15 protein-coding genes are annotated in these 13981 nt (G+C 35.4%); 3 read left to right on the forward strand and 12 right to left on the reverse strand.

Annotated features, from left to right (window positions below; translation table 11 throughout):
* Positions 1-222: 222 nt before the first annotated feature.
* From IEV35_RS14790 to IEV35_RS14805, 4 genes are all read right to left on the reverse strand, one after another.
* Positions 223-1233, reverse strand: coding sequence for a PQQ-dependent sugar dehydrogenase (locus tag IEV35_RS14790; protein WP_229740762.1), 1011 nt, complete (start codon positions 1231-1233; stop codon positions 223-225).
* A gap of 135 nt (positions 1234-1368) precedes the next feature.
* The gene (gene typA, locus IEV35_RS14795; protein ID WP_188385443.1) at positions 1369-3198 is read right to left on the reverse strand and encodes a translational GTPase TypA; all 1830 of its coding nucleotides are present in this window, start codon (positions 3196-3198) and stop codon (positions 1369-1371) included.
* 109 nt (positions 3199-3307) lie between these two features.
* Complete coding sequence (locus IEV35_RS14800) at positions 3308-4645, reverse strand: sensor histidine kinase (RefSeq protein ID WP_188385444.1); 1338 nt, start codon at positions 4643-4645, stop codon at positions 3308-3310.
* A 1-nt stretch (position 4646) separates the two neighbouring features.
* Positions 4647-5333: a response regulator transcription factor gene (locus IEV35_RS14805; RefSeq protein WP_188385445.1), complete on the reverse strand. Its 687-nt coding sequence runs from the start codon at positions 5331-5333 to the stop codon at positions 4647-4649.
* Positions 5334-5496: 163 nt separating this feature from the next.
* Between IEV35_RS14805 and IEV35_RS14810 the strand changes: the two genes are divergently transcribed.
* Positions 5497-6873 (forward strand): S1C family serine protease, encoded by a 1377-nt coding sequence (locus IEV35_RS14810; RefSeq protein ID WP_229740763.1) that lies wholly within the window; start codon positions 5497-5499, stop codon positions 6871-6873.
* Positions 6874-6920: 47 nt separating this feature from the next.
* On the opposite strand, the gene IEV35_RS14815 is transcribed toward IEV35_RS14810, so the two are convergent.
* Positions 6921-7592: a TraR/DksA C4-type zinc finger protein gene (locus IEV35_RS14815; protein ID WP_188385446.1), complete on the reverse strand. Its 672-nt coding sequence runs from the start codon at positions 7590-7592 to the stop codon at positions 6921-6923.
* Between the two features lie 80 nt (positions 7593-7672).
* Complete coding sequence (locus IEV35_RS14820) at positions 7673-8122, reverse strand: GNAT family N-acetyltransferase (protein WP_188385447.1); 450 nt, start codon at positions 8120-8122, stop codon at positions 7673-7675.
* Positions 8123-8203: 81 nt separating this feature from the next.
* On the opposite strand from IEV35_RS14820, the gene IEV35_RS14825 reads away from it, so the two are divergent.
* Positions 8204-9082 (forward strand): NAD(P)-dependent oxidoreductase, encoded by an 879-nt coding sequence (locus tag IEV35_RS14825; protein WP_188385448.1) that lies wholly within the window; start codon positions 8204-8206, stop codon positions 9080-9082.
* Here IEV35_RS14825 and yxiS read toward each other — a convergent pair.
* From yxiS to cspD, 3 genes are all read right to left on the reverse strand, one after another.
* Positions 9079-9372: a protein YxiS gene (gene yxiS / locus IEV35_RS14830; RefSeq protein WP_188385449.1), complete on the reverse strand. Its 294-nt coding sequence runs from the start codon at positions 9370-9372 to the stop codon at positions 9079-9081. The genes IEV35_RS14825 and yxiS overlap by 4 nt on opposite strands.
* Before the next feature lie 4 nt (positions 9373-9376).
* The gene (locus IEV35_RS14835) at positions 9377-10057 is read right to left on the reverse strand and encodes a class I SAM-dependent methyltransferase (RefSeq protein WP_188385450.1); all 681 of its coding nucleotides are present in this window, start codon (positions 10055-10057) and stop codon (positions 9377-9379) included.
* A 91-nt stretch (positions 10058-10148) separates the two neighbouring features.
* Entirely contained in the window at positions 10149-10346 is a 198-nt protein-coding gene (cspD, locus tag IEV35_RS14840) for a cold-shock protein CspD (protein ID WP_188385451.1), read from the reverse strand.
* A 430-nt stretch (positions 10347-10776) separates the two neighbouring features.
* Here cspD and trhO point away from each other — a divergent pair, with 430 nt between their 5' ends.
* The gene (trhO, locus tag IEV35_RS14845; protein WP_188385452.1) at positions 10777-11748 is read left to right on the forward strand and encodes an oxygen-dependent tRNA uridine(34) hydroxylase TrhO; all 972 of its coding nucleotides are present in this window, start codon (positions 10777-10779) and stop codon (positions 11746-11748) included.
* Between the two features lie 54 nt (positions 11749-11802).
* On the opposite strand, the gene IEV35_RS14850 is transcribed toward trhO, so the two are convergent.
* From IEV35_RS14850 to IEV35_RS14860, 3 genes are read right to left on the reverse strand one after another with little or no spacing between them, the layout of a single operon-like run.
* Positions 11803-12525 carry an amino acid ABC transporter ATP-binding protein gene (locus IEV35_RS14850; protein WP_188385453.1) on the reverse strand — a complete coding sequence of 241 codons (723 nt, stop codon included), beginning with the start codon at positions 12523-12525 and terminating at the stop codon, positions 11803-11805.
* Positions 12518-13177, reverse strand: coding sequence for an amino acid ABC transporter permease (locus IEV35_RS14855; RefSeq protein WP_188385454.1), 660 nt, complete (start codon positions 13175-13177; stop codon positions 12518-12520). Before IEV35_RS14855 ends, IEV35_RS14850 begins: the two co-directional genes overlap by 8 nt.
* A 28-nt stretch (positions 13178-13205) precedes the next feature.
* Positions 13206-13964, reverse strand: coding sequence for a transporter substrate-binding domain-containing protein (locus IEV35_RS14860; RefSeq protein ID WP_188385455.1), 759 nt, complete (start codon positions 13962-13964; stop codon positions 13206-13208).
* Between the last annotated feature and the right edge of the window lie 17 nt (positions 13965-13981).

The following is a 13981-nucleotide window of genomic DNA, read 5'->3' on the forward strand; positions in this document are numbered from 1 at the left end:
AGGAAACTCCTTTCATATAACCAAAAACTTGTATATACAAGTTTTATCCACTCGGTTAGTATAACTTGTATATACAAGTTTGTAAAGGTTTACATCATCTTTCAATTAGCTTATCCGAAAAAAATATTAGCATTACGAATCGAACAGAAATATACTACGTACGGTGGCCATAAAAAAAGAGAAAACCTCGTCTCGGTTTTCTCTAGACATTATTTTTATTTATTATTCTAGCGGCGGGACTAATATCAATCGATCATCCTCATCTTCTGGATTTCCTCGTCCATCGGTATTATTAGTAATTACATATAATCCCTCGTCCGTTGCTAAAACATCTCGCACTCTGCCCAATTCAGTTAAGAAAGCATCAAGCTCACCAGTCTTTAGATTATACACCCGTACCCCTTCTCCTCTTAAAGCTGAAAAATAAAGTCTATCTCCAAGAAATGCTAATCCTGAGGGGGCCCATGTTTGATCGTTAGAGTGTATAATGGGAACTTCCATACCTTCATGAGTCTCGTTGCCTTGAATAATTGGCCAGCCATAATTTCTCCCTTTTTCGATTAGATTCAACTCATCGTGAGCACTTTGCCCATGTTCCGTTGCATATAACTTTCCATTCCCATCCCATGTAATTCCTTGTGGATTTCGGTGACCATAAGAATAGATATAATTACCTTTAAAAGGATTATCACTAGGTACCGTCCCATTTAGATTTATCCTTAGTATCTTACCAGCTAAACTGGTTAAATCTTGTGCTAACTCAGGTGATGTAGCATCACCAGTTGTAACATATAATTTTTGATCTGGACCAATTTCAATTCTGCCGCCTTGATGATATTTTCCTCCAGGTATTTTATCAAGTATGACACTTGTTTCTTCCCAGTGATTTTCTTTCCTCTTTATCTTTGCTACTCGCTGATAATATTCATTATTTTCTACACAAGAATAATAAGCATATGCAGTATCACTAAAATCTGGCGGTAAAGCGATACCAAGAAGTCCTGCCTCAGGCTGTTTAGATAGCTCCTTCTCTAATTGAACAGGGATTCGTTCTACATGACTTGAATGAACCTCAACAATTGCTCCTGGTCTCTCACTAACGTATATTACATCGTTATGCTTTACTATTTCCCATGGTATCTCTAAATCTGCTGCAATTACCTTAAATTCTTCTTGATTCATTGTTGGTAAAGATTCAACTGCATCGTCCGTTGAACATCCTACCAGAAACATAAAAAATAACATAATAAACATATATCGAATGATTACCCACTCCTCCTATAGTCTTAGCTACATTGTAGAGCAGTTTTTGAAAATTTATAATATGGATATAAAAAAAGATATTAGAGGGACAATCCCTCTAATATCCTATTCTACTTTAGCACGTTTTGCTGCTTTTTCTCGTTCATTTTTATTTAGAATTTTCTTACGTAAACGAATCGATTCAGGTGTAACTTCACAATACTCGTCATCATTTAAATACTCTAATGCTTCTTCTAGTGACATTTTTCTAGTTTTTCTTATGACTGACGTTTGATCCTTCGTTGCAGACCTTACGTTTGTTAGGTGTTTTTCTTTTGTAATATTAACTGTTAAGTCATTATCACGGTTATGCTCCCCTACAATCATTCCCGCATATACTTCGGTACCAGGCTCAACGAAGATAGTTCCACGATCCTCTAGACCTAAAATACCATATGCAGATGCCTTTCCATTCTCTAATGCAACAAGAACTCCTTGACGACGACCACCGACATTTCCTTTAATAACCGGCTCGTAAGAATCAAAAGTGTGGTTTAGAATCCCGTATCCACGGGTTTGCGACATGAATTCTGTTGTATATCCGATGAGGCCACGAGATGGTACTTTAAACTCAAGACGGACTTGGCCGTTCCCGAAGTTTACCATATCTAACATTTCACCTTTACGTTCTCCTAAAGATTCCATGATGGATCCTGTATGCTCCTCAGGAACATCTACTTGTACACGTTCTACTGGCTCACATAGTACGCCATCAATTTCTTTCAAAATTACTTTTGGTTTGGAAAGTTGTAACTCAAAGCCTTCACGTCGCATATTTTCAATTAAAATAGATAAGTGTAGCTCACCACGACCAGATACAACCCATGCATCTGGAGACTCAGTAGGGTCGACTCTTAAGCTAACATCCGTTTCTAACTGTTTCATTAGACGTTCTTCAATTTTTCGAGACGTAATATATTTCCCCTCACGTCCAGCAAATGGGCTATTGTTTGTAACAAATGTCATCTGAAGTGTTGGTTCATCAATATGCAATATTGGCAGTGCATCCGGATGATCTTGTGGGCAGATCGTTTCCCCAACATTTAAGTCCTCTAGACCAGATATTGCGACAATTTCCCCTGCTCCCGCTTCTTCAATTTCAATTCGTTTTAAGCCAATAAATCCAAAAAGTTTACTAATTCGGAATGACTTTTGTGATCCGTCTTTCTTCATAACAACTACTTGTTGTCCAACATGGATTTTCCCACGGACAACACGACCAACACCGATACGTCCAACATAATCATTATAATCTAATAATGTTACTTGGAATTGTAATGGTTCTTCACGATTATCGATTGGCGCTGGTATATGCTTAATAATCGTTTCAAAAACTGGATCCATCGTTTCCTGTTGATCATTTGGTTCAAGACCTGATGTTCCATTTAAAGCTGATGCATAGACAACGGGGAACTCTAATTGTTCATCATCTGCACCTAATTCAATAAATAGGTCTAACACTTCATCAACAACATCCTCTGGTCTTGCATTAGGACGGTCAATTTTATTTAAAACAACAATTGGTGTTAATTTCTGTTCTAATGCTTTCTTAAGCACGAAACGAGTTTGTGGCATTGTTCCTTCATAGGAATCGACTACTAAAGCTACACCATCAACCATTTTCAAAATACGCTCAACTTCACCACCAAAGTCAGCGTGGCCCGGTGTATCTAAAATATTTATTCTCGTATCTTGATAGTTAATTGCAGTATTTTTAGCTAGTATCGTAATACCACGTTCACGTTCAATATCGCCAGAATCCATTGCACGTTCATCTATTTGCTCATTTTCACGAAATGTTCCAGAATATTTAAGCAATTGGTCTACTAATGTAGTTTTTCCGTGGTCAACGTGAGCAATAATTGCGATATTACGAATATCATTTCTTAATTGCATAAAGTTACGCTCCTCTTATTTTCCGAGTAGAATTAAACTAGATAATTATATCACATGGGAGGTGGTAAGTCTTAACTTTTTTTCCTTTTTTATCGAGTTTCTGAATAACTTATTCTTTAAAAGGAAATGTTAACGTAAATTTTGCTCCGCCAAGGTTTGAGTTTTCGGCCTTGATTTTTCCATTGGACTGTTCAATAATTGCTCTAGAAATAGCTAAACCAAGACCTGTCTCTCCATTCTTACCTTTCACAAAACGGTGAAAAATATGTGGTAATAATTCCTCTGAAATTCCTTCACCATCATCCTCAATTGTAATAGTTATTTGTCCTCGTTTTAGCGATCCCGTAATAAGAAGCGTACTGTTCCCATGTCTAATACCATTAAACGTTAGGTTGAGCATAGCCCGTAATAATCGCTCTTCATCTCCCACTATAAAAATATTCGGTTCAATTCTATGTTTGAGTTCTAAATTCTTTTCTGTTGCTATTGGGATTGCCCGTTCGATTACTTTGTCAATTAGATTCTGCAATTCAATTCTCTCGGTATGATAGGTAATCTCTTCACTTTCTAGTTTAGCCAGTAGTATCATTTCATTTATTATTTTTTTCAATCTGTTTACTTCAGAAACAATAACTTCTAGACCTTTTTCTTCCTCTTGCTGATTAAATACCTTTTCTTTAATTCCTTCTGCGTATCCTTGGATAGTCATTAATGGAGTTTTTAATTCATGACTAGCATTTTGGAAGAATGACCGTTGTGTATTAATATACCGTTGCAATTCATCTGCCATTTCATAAACACTTTGTGCAACCTCATTAATCTCTCCTGAAGATTCTATTGGTACAATTTCGTCAAAATTCCTTTTCTCAATCTTCTTCAATTGAAGTTTTAAACGGGATAACGGAGTGACTAATTTCTTTGTCAAAAAGTAGCTTAATCCACTCGCAACGATCGCGCCAATTAAAAACACAATCAATAATCGTTGGATAAAATTATGTTGAACTATACGTAAATCTTGCAAAGGAGTCAGTAATATGAGTTCAAGTCCTAAACTTTTTGGAACAATAAGTATCCTTGACGTAACATATTTTTCATTTCCATATGACCATAGTTCTTCACTTTGATTTTTAAAATCATTGTTCATAAATAACCCTGTAACGACTGGGGTTGGAAGTGTTGAAAAAAGCACCGAATTTTGTTCACGATCATACAAAAATAGTTGTAAGTCTTGCTCTTTTAAGAACTCATTAAACTCTTTTAGATTTCCTCTGGAGATAAATGCGTCATCTAAAACATTAACTAATATTTCACCCTTTTGTTCTAACTGCCTTTGTTCATCTTGAATAAGTAAATTTAAAATTAACGAATATATGACAAAGCCAGTAATCGCCATGATGACGAGTAACAATAATGTAAATGCAGCATTTAATTGATATTGAAGCCTCATATTATTCCTCTTTATTACCACGTAAACGGTAACCAAAACCCCATACCGTTTCTAATGGTATATCTTTTAATTTTTTTCGGATTCTTTTTACTAAATCGTCTACTGCTCGATCGCTACCAAAATAGTCTTCTCCCCATACACTTAATAAGAGCTCTTCCCGCGAAAAAGCTCGATTAACATTTTCTGCAAATAATAACAACATATCAAATTCCTTTGTCGTGACCTCTTGTTCTTTACCTATCCAAAATACTCGACGATCACTCTTGTCGATTACAAGTTCATCTGCAATTACTTGTTCCTCATGTTTCGGTTCAGTTTCTACAGGACGGTAACGCTTAAAAATCCGCTTAATACGAGCCATTAATTCTCTTGGGCTGAATGGCTTCGTTAAGTAATCATCCCCACCTAACTCTAGACCGAGTATTTTATCGATTTCTTCATCTTTTGCAGAGATAATAATAATTGGGACTTCAGATTCATTACGTATTCTTTTACAAAACTCATATCCATCCATCCCTGGAAGCATAATATCCACAATCCACATATCTGGTGGATTCGATTTCCATAATTTTATTCCCTTTTCTGCAGAATCCATAACAGAAACCTGATAGCCCTCTTTCTTGAGGAAGGCAGAAACTATATTTTGTATGTTTTTGTCGTCTTCAATGACTGCAATATGATAATTCATTATCCCTCACCGCTTTATCTTAATTTTGTATCTATTTTCACAAAAATTCTAGATAGTGACAATATATTTTGCTTATTTCCACATTTATTCCACAATTATACCGAAGCTATTCCGACGCTTATGGTTATGATATAAATAAGAACTTACGAAAGGATGAACTTAATTGGAAAATAATGATGAGAAAAAATCATTGGATCTAAATGATTATAATAATGAAAAACAAAGTGATTCTATTGAATATAATCAAGTAGATCAGAGTAATACTTTTGAATATACATCGACTAACTATTACGATTCTGATTACCAAAAACAGGATATAGACCAAGACGGATCTAACACCAATGCAGTGAACAAGAAAGACCAAATTAAAAAGGAATCAAAAAGTCGTGTCAATCTACAGTCGTTCTTTTTCGGTATATTGGGAGGATTAATTCCATTAACTATTTTCTTATTCCTACTTTCAACAGAAATTATTTCTTTTCATGATACAAGTAATACAACTAATAACTCTTCTGTAGTTGCAAATAACAACACGAAACCTGACGTAATCACAACAATGGCAGTTGAAGATGCAAGTTCCTCAACAAATCTCGCTGAAGTATCGGAAGCTGTCGTTGGCGTTACTAATTTACAAAAACAAAGCATTTGGACAGATAGCCAAGAAGCTGGAACTGGTTCAGGAATAATATACAAAAAAGAAGATGGAAAAGCATATGTTGTAACGAACCACCATGTTGTATCCGGAGCAGAACAAGTGGAAGTCGTATTATCTAATGATGAACGAGTACCTGCAAAAGTGCTCGGTACAGATGAATTAACCGACTTAGCTGTTCTACAAATTGATGGAGAGCATGTCACCCGAGTTGCTACACTTGGAACAACAGATGGGAAACAAGTAGGCGAAACCGTATTCGCCATTGGAAACCCATTAGGAATTGAATTTGCAAACTCATTGACTAAAGGTATTATTAGTGGACTGGAACGATCTGTTTCTGTAGATACGAATGGAGATAGAGTTGCTGATTGGATAACGGAAGTCATTCAAACTGATGCAGCAATTAACCCTGGAAACAGTGGCGGAGCATTAGTAGATGCTAATGGTGAGGTCATTGGGATTAACTCAATGAAAATTGCTAGTACACAAGTGGAGGGTATTGGGTTTGCGATACCAATCGATTCCGCACTTCCAATTATGAATCAATTAGAAACAACAGGAAAAGTCCAACGTCCTTATATAGGCATAAGTATGGCAACCATTAACCAAGTACCGATGCAATACCGCTATAACATTATCCTTCCAGAGGGTGTTGATCATGGAATGGTTGTGGCAAGTGTCGAACCTGAATCTCCAGCTGATAAAGCTGGTTTGCAACAATTTGATATCATTACAAAGATTGATGGACATGATACACCAACTCCTCTTGAACTAAGAAAATATATGTATACAGAAACTCAAGTAGGTGACACCATTGAATTGGAAATTTACCGAAATGGCGAGAAACAAATTGTAGAATTAGAACTAACGGAGCGTTTTGAATAAAAAAAGATTATGGACAGTGCCTTCACTTAAGGGACTGTCCATAATCTTTACTCTTCTAATTCTTTTTCATATTTCTCATGATTTGGTGTAACACCTATAAAATTCCCGTGTTGATCAGCAGCGACAAATCCTTCAATGTCCTCTACACTTCCAACATTCTCATCACTATTAGGATACATTTCATCGTAATTATCTTGGTCATCATAGAAATCTGCTGTTGTCTCAGATGTCCCGTAACGGCTTACTTCTTGCCATGAGTCTTCTGCATCATATCCAACTTGTTCCTCGTCCGTTACTTCATCAGGGTTTATATTTGGACTGAAGACTTCTTCTTCCACTGGGCGATTACGCTCAAATTTATCTTTTTCTGCATGGTTGATACAACGGTCAGCTGTTGGCATTGCTTGTAACCTTTCATATGGAATATCTGCTCCACATTCACGACAAATGCCATAAGTTCCTTGTTCTATTGCATGTAATGCTTCATTTATTTCTTCTAACTCTTTTTCTGCATGTTCATTAAGTGCAATATCCTTTTCCCTTTCATATAGTTCAGTACCATGGTCAGCAGGGTGATTATCATAATTAGAGAGCTCACCTGTAGATTCCTTGATTAATTCTTGCGTTAAGCCAAAGTGATCTTGCACATGGTCAATCAATTCATTTTGCCGAGCTAATAATGCTTGTTTACACTGAAGTAATTGTTCACTTGAAATCATGTATTAGCCTCCTTGAGAACGATTTAGATTACGAAAAAGGTTGCTAATCATACTATGTGTAAATGCATTATATTGATTCTTTAATGTTGCTTTAAAAGCATGTCAATATGTGGAATACTATCTTCTTCATAAATATCAGAGATTTGTTCAAAACCTAAGGACTGATAAAAACTTTTCAAATATACTTGTGCCTGAATTTTGATTGTTTCTTCTTTTATCACTTCAGTAATAAACTCTAGCGCTTTTTCCATCATTTCCCTAGCAATGCCATTTCTACGATGTTTTTCCACTACCAATACTCTACCAATTGCTACTGCGTCTTTATATTTAACCCCTTTTGGTATGATTCTAAGATAAGCTCCGATATTGCTATTAGAACCACAATATAAATGAAGGGAACTTTGATCAAGATTATCAAGTTCAGGATATGGACAGTTTTGTTCGACTACAAAAACATCCGTTCTTGCTTTCAGTATCATGTACAATTCATTCGTAGTAAGTTCTTCAAATTTCTTAATGTTAAGTTCCATTTTAAATCACTCCATTGATGTTCTTCACTTTTATAATTTTAAAATTAATTATATAGTAAATTCAGAGAGGAGCTTGATAAAATGCTTTCAAAGATGAAAATAGGATTTATTGGTACCGGCGTTATGGGAAAAAGTATGGTTAAAAATCTACTGCTCGCAGGATATGAAGTAAATATTTATACAAGGACAAAAGCTAAGGCTGAAGAGTTAATTAGACAAGGAGCAACATGGACAAATTCAGTCGCTGAAGTTGCTAGTCAATCTAATGTAATTATTACTATCGTTGGTTATCCACAAGATGTAATGGAAGTATATTTAAATGATAATGGGATTATTGCTCACGCTAATCCTGGTACTTATGTTATCGACATGACGACCTCTAAACCTAAACTCGCAAAAGAGATATATGAAAAGGCTATGGAGAAAGGTATCCATGCCCTAGATGCACCAGTTTCTGGTGGAGATATTGGGGCTAAAAATGGAACACTTGCTATTATGGTTGGTGGTGATGAAGATGCATTTAACCAGGTACTTCCAATCTTTAAAGCAATGGGAGAAAACATCATTTTACAAGGAAAAGCTGGTGCTGGTCAGCATACTAAATTAAGTAACCAAATTGCAATTGCTACGAATATGATCGGTGTTTGCGAAGCAATTGTATATGCAAAAAAAGCTGGTCTTAATCCAGCCCGGGTATTAGAAAGTATATCAACAGGGGCAGCAGGAAGCTTTTCCTTATCAAAACTTGCACCGCGTATGATTGAAGGTGACTTTGACCCTGGATTCTATGTAAAACATTTTATCAAAGATATGACGATTGCTTTAGAATCAGCTGAGGAGATGGGTTTCTCCACTCCAGGACTATCACTTTCTCTTCAATTATATAAACAATTAGCTGAAAAAGGTGAAGCTGATAGTGGTACACAAGCATTAATTAAACTATTTGATTCATCCATTTAATTTTTTTCAATATATTGTTGTATAACAAATGCTAATTCATCGTTCCCAAAAAGTTGCAATACATTTAATACTGTCCCATCAGTGATAACATCAGATTCCTTTTTGGGAACGGTTAATTGTAACGCTTCTTCTAAAACTACATTTTTTTCCTGATTTGGATATGCAGTTTTGTATAATTCTTTTGGATCTAAATCATTATTCACACACCATTGGGCGAAAATTAATATCATCATTTTTTCGTCGTTTTGATAATTTTTTATTATTTGTTCCTCTATTTCTTTTCTATTCAATTTATTACACCTCTCTTTTACAAAGCAGAAATACCCACATAAAGCTTAATGCTTGTTTTAACATTACAGGCAAGTCCTCGTAATGTTGTTTTTTTACTTCTTTTTTAAATACACCAAAGTCATTCACTAATTCAAAACCTAATTCTTGCGAAAGCTTATAGAATTCCCACGGCATCATGGAATTTGAAATAGTATCTATTCCATAGACTTTCGGAAATGAAACTGCTCTAGGTCCAGCAGTTGGCCCTAAGATACCAGCAACTAGAAATCCATTAGGTTTCAACACTCTTGATAATTCAGTTAACGCATTCGCTGGATTTTCTACCCATTCTAATACATTGATACACAAAGCAGCATCCATTGTATTACTATCTATCGGTAAATTTTCAATATTAGCAATTAAAAATGGAATGGCTGAGGTCCGTTCCTTTGCCTTCTCGATCATTTCTACTGAAATATCAACACCAATAACTTCGTGTCCCATCATATGTAATTTGTAAGACGCATAACCATCTCCACAGCCAACATCTAACACTTTGGATTTCCCTTCCAAATGTTTTCCTAAAAAGGGGAGGATATCTTTCCGACTACCTTTTTCCCACATCTCCTTACTACGGGAGTTCCAAAAGGAGGCCCGATTATCCCATTCTTCTTTAGATTGATCTAGCCAATTAAACATACTCATATTTTCACCACCAATGTTCACTTTAGAATGGTAATACATATAAAAAGGCTTATCTCTTAAGAAGAGATAAGCCTTGTGGTTGTGGTTTTAATTAAAGTTTAACAACGTTAGCTGCTTGTGGTCCACGGTTACCTTCAACGATTTCAAATTCAACGTCTTGACCTTCTTCAAGAGTTTTGAAACCATCAGTTTGGATTGCTGAGAAGTGTACGAATACATCGTCACCGTCTTCGCGCTCGATGAAACCGAAACCTTTTTCTGCGTTAAACCATTTTACTTTACCAGTCATTTATATGACCTCCTTATCGAATAGCTTGCAAAGTACAATTGAATCTAATACTTTTACACCTACTCTGACAAAGAGATCCGTAAAGTATTACTAATTTCAATTTCCTTTTGCTACTATTAACTTTAACTGTTTAAAAAGAAAAATGCAAGTAAATCTAAAATATTTTTAAATTAATCTTTACTGCACCGGCATCTTATGATAAAATACGACAATTTTCTACAAAAGATTAGTTAATCTACGTATTTATTTGAAGAATATTTACGATGGTAAATGTACTTTATATAAGATAAACACTAAATGAATAGCCTGAAAACTATCTTGATTTTTTTGTTGAATCTTGCTAAACTATACACTTGCAAGAATATAAAAAAGCAAATAGCGACTACCAACATTTATATCTTGCAAATATGAATGATAGGTGGTAAATAAAATGGCAGATTATCGAGTATTATTGTACTACAAGTATGTAGACATTGAAGACCCTGAGACATTTGCAAAAGAGCATTTAGCATTTTGCAAAGATATTGAACTTAAAGGTAGAGTTCTTGTCTCAAAAGAAGGAATTAACGGAACAGTATCTGGTACTATTGAGAACACTAACAAGTACATGGAAATGATGCACAATGATCCAAGATTCGCTGACTTAGTTTTTAAAGTGGATGAACATGATGGGCATGCTTTTAAGAAAATGCATGTTCGACCACGAAAAGAACTAGTTACACTCCGTTTGGAAGAAGAGGAGAACCATGACCCTAAAGAATTAACAGGGGAATTCCTAACACCTAAAGAGTGGCGCGAGGCAATGGAACGTGATGATGTCGTTATCCTTGATACAAGAAATGATTACGAATTTGAACTAGGTCATTTCCGCGGGGCTATCAATCCAGATATCGAAACCTTCCGCGATCTTCCAGAATGGGTCCGTAAAAATAAACATTTAATTGAAGGTAAAAAAATCTTAACATACTGCACTGGTGGAATTCGCTGTGAGAAATTTACTGGTTGGATGATTAAAGAAGGATTTGAAGACGTAGCACAGCTACATGGTGGTATCGTAACATATGGTAAAGATCCTGAAGTACAAGGTGAACTATGGGACGGTCAATGCTATGTATTTGATGAGCGAATTGCAGTTCCAATCAACCGTAAAGACCATGTTGTTGTTGGAAAAGATTACTTCGATGGTGAACCATGCGAACGATTCGTAAATTGTGCAAATCCTGAATGTAATAAACAAATTCTTTGCTCTGAAGAAAACGAGCATAAATATATGAGAGGCTGTACACATGAATGCCGTGTACATCCAAGAAATCTATATGTAATAGAGCATAATCTTTCTCCTGAAGAAATCCAAGCTAGATTGGATGCAATTGCAGAAGAAAAAATAGCTCAAGAAGCGTAAAAAAAGGCGGCCTATTGGTCGCCTTTTTCAATTATGGATAACCTTTTAAATTTATTATAATACCTTTTCTAAAAACTCTTTTGCTCTATTCGATTGAGGAGTTGTAAAGAAGTTATTAGGATTTCCTTCTTCTACCAGCCTTCCATCATCCATAAAAATAATTCGATCTGCAACTTCTTTTGCAAAATTCATTTCATGTGTCACAACAACCATAGTCATACCGGTCTGTGCTAAGTCTTTCATGACATCAAGAACTTCTTTAACCATTTCTGGGTCTAGTGCAGAAGTTGGTTCATCAAAGAGCATGATTTCAGGATCCATTGCTAGCGCTCTAGCGATTGCAACACGTTGTTTTTGTCCACCTGATAACCGATTTGGATATGCATCCATTTTGTCCATTAAACCAACTCTAGTTAAATATTCTTTCGCAATCTTTTCTGCAAAATCTTTTTTTAGATGCTTCACTTTTACTGGTGCATAGGAAACATTTTCAAGAACCGTCAAATGAGGGAATAAATGAAAGTGTTGAAATACCATTCCAATTGCTTTCCTAATCTCCATCTTATTTGCTTTTGGATGGGTAATTTCTTCTCCATTAATCCAAATATGACCATTTGAAGGTTGTTCTAACAAATTGATACAGCGTAAAAATGTCGATTTTCCAGAGCCAGATGGACCAATTATTGCAACGACCTCACCTTTATTAATAGTGGTTGATATGTTACTTAATACAACATTGTCTCCAAACTTTTTCGTTAAGTTTTCTATGTTAATCACTCTGTCTCATCCTCCGCTCTACCCAACTACCAATATTCGTTAATATAAAAATCATGACCCAATAAATAAGCCCAGCAAAAAGTAATGGTTCTAAATTCCGGTATATTTGCGCACCGACAATTTCTGCACGGCGCATGATATCCATATAGCCAATCGTAGACACAAGGGCTGATTCCTTCGTTAACGTAATAAATTCGTTCATCATTGCTGGTAATATATTTTTCCAAGCCTGGGGTAAAATAATATTAAACATCATTGGTCGATATCCTATCCCTAATGCTTCTGCTGCTTCAATTTGCCCTTTATCAACTGCCATAATCCCAGCACGGATAATTTCTGATACATATGCTGCAGAATTAAGGCCAAAAGCTAAAACTGCGCTCATAAACACTGGGATATCATATTCAAACAATTGAGGTATTCCAAAGTGAATAATAATTAATTGTAAAATTAAAGGTGTACCTCTAAATATAGATGTATATATATCAGCAGGCCATTTTAACCATTTCTTATTTGTTATTTTCATTAATGCTAATATTGTTCCTAATACTAACCCCACAATTATGGATACACTAACAAACTGTAATGTTGCTCCAATTCCTTTTAATATAAAAGGAATTGAAGGCACGATTTGGCTAAAGTCCAAATTCATGCCTTCACCTCACCTTCTTGCCCAAAAATTATTCGAAATCCGATAACCATTCTTCCTTCAATTTTTCTATTGTGCCATCTTCTTTAAACTTTTCTAGTACTTCATTCACTTCGTCTACTAATTCACTCCCCTTAGGAAATGCAATAGCCATTCCTGGTGAACTAGTAGTCGGATCATCAAACCCAACAAATCCTTGGGAATTGATATAGCCTATTGCAACTGTCTTATCCATATATGCAACATCAATTCGATTAGAATTTAATTCTTGAATCATTATACTGGCATTATCAATCTTCTTAATTTCAAATCCATATTCTTCTGCTAAAACCTCAGCACCTTCTTCTTGAATCGTCCCCAATTGAACACCAACTACTTTTCCTTTTAAACTAGCTAAATCTTCTATTGCTACATCTGCTTTCGAAATAAACATTTCTCCGGAGCGATGGTATTCATCACTAAAATCAACATTTTTACGTCTTTTCTCTGTTGCACTCATCCCAGAAAGGACCAAATCTACTCGTTTTGATTGTAGAGCTCCTATTAACCCGTCAAAGTTCATATCTTCTATTTTTAGTTCATATCCTAACTCATCCGCAACTGCCTGTGCTAATTCAATATCAAATCCTATAAAATTTCCGCTATCATCATACGTTTCAAATGGTGGAAAATCAGCTGAAGTTGCCATTTTTAAAACTTTTTTATCATCTGATGTAGCCTCACTCGACCCACAAGCAGCTAGAACTGCAAGTAAAATAACAGATATCATAAGAATGATTACTTTTCTCATATTAAATCTCTCCTTTA

The sequence above is a fragment of the Ornithinibacillus halotolerans genome, from assembly GCF_014637405.1.
Lineage (GTDB): Bacteria > Bacillota > Bacilli > Bacillales > Amphibacillaceae > Ornithinibacillus > Ornithinibacillus halotolerans.

Coding starts and splice junctions, on each gene's coding strand:
- IEV35_RS14790 (WP_229740762.1), bottom strand. CDS start 1,233: ATGTTTCTGGTAGGATGTTCAACGGACGATGCAGTTGAATCTTTACCA.
- typA (WP_188385443.1), bottom strand. CDS start 3,198: ATGCAATTAAGAAATGATATTCGTAATATCGCAATTATTGCTCACGTT.
- IEV35_RS14800 (WP_188385444.1), bottom strand. CDS start 4,645: ATGAGGCTTCAATATCAATTAAATGCTGCATTTACATTATTGTTACTC.
- IEV35_RS14805 (WP_188385445.1), bottom strand. CDS start 5,333: ATGAATTATCATATTGCAGTCATTGAAGACGACAAAAACATACAAAAT.
- IEV35_RS14815 (WP_188385446.1), bottom strand. CDS start 7,592: ATGATTTCAAGTGAACAATTACTTCAGTGTAAACAAGCATTATTAGCT.
- IEV35_RS14820 (WP_188385447.1), bottom strand. CDS start 8,122: ATGGAACTTAACATTAAGAAATTTGAAGAACTTACTACGAATGAATTG.
- IEV35_RS14825 (WP_188385448.1), top strand. CDS start 8,204: ATGCTTTCAAAGATGAAAATAGGATTTATTGGTACCGGCGTTATGGGA.
- IEV35_RS14835 (WP_188385450.1), bottom strand. CDS start 10,057: ATGAGTATGTTTAATTGGCTAGATCAATCTAAAGAAGAATGGGATAAT.
- cspD (WP_188385451.1), bottom strand. CDS start 10,346: ATGACTGGTAAAGTAAAATGGTTTAACGCAGAAAAAGGTTTCGGTTTC.
- trhO (WP_188385452.1), top strand. CDS start 10,777: ATGGCAGATTATCGAGTATTATTGTACTACAAGTATGTAGACATTGAA.
- IEV35_RS14855 (WP_188385454.1), bottom strand. CDS start 13,177: ATGAATTTGGACTTTAGCCAAATCGTGCCTTCAATTCCTTTTATATTA.
- IEV35_RS14860 (WP_188385455.1), bottom strand. CDS start 13,964: ATGAGAAAAGTAATCATTCTTATGATATCTGTTATTTTACTTGCAGTT.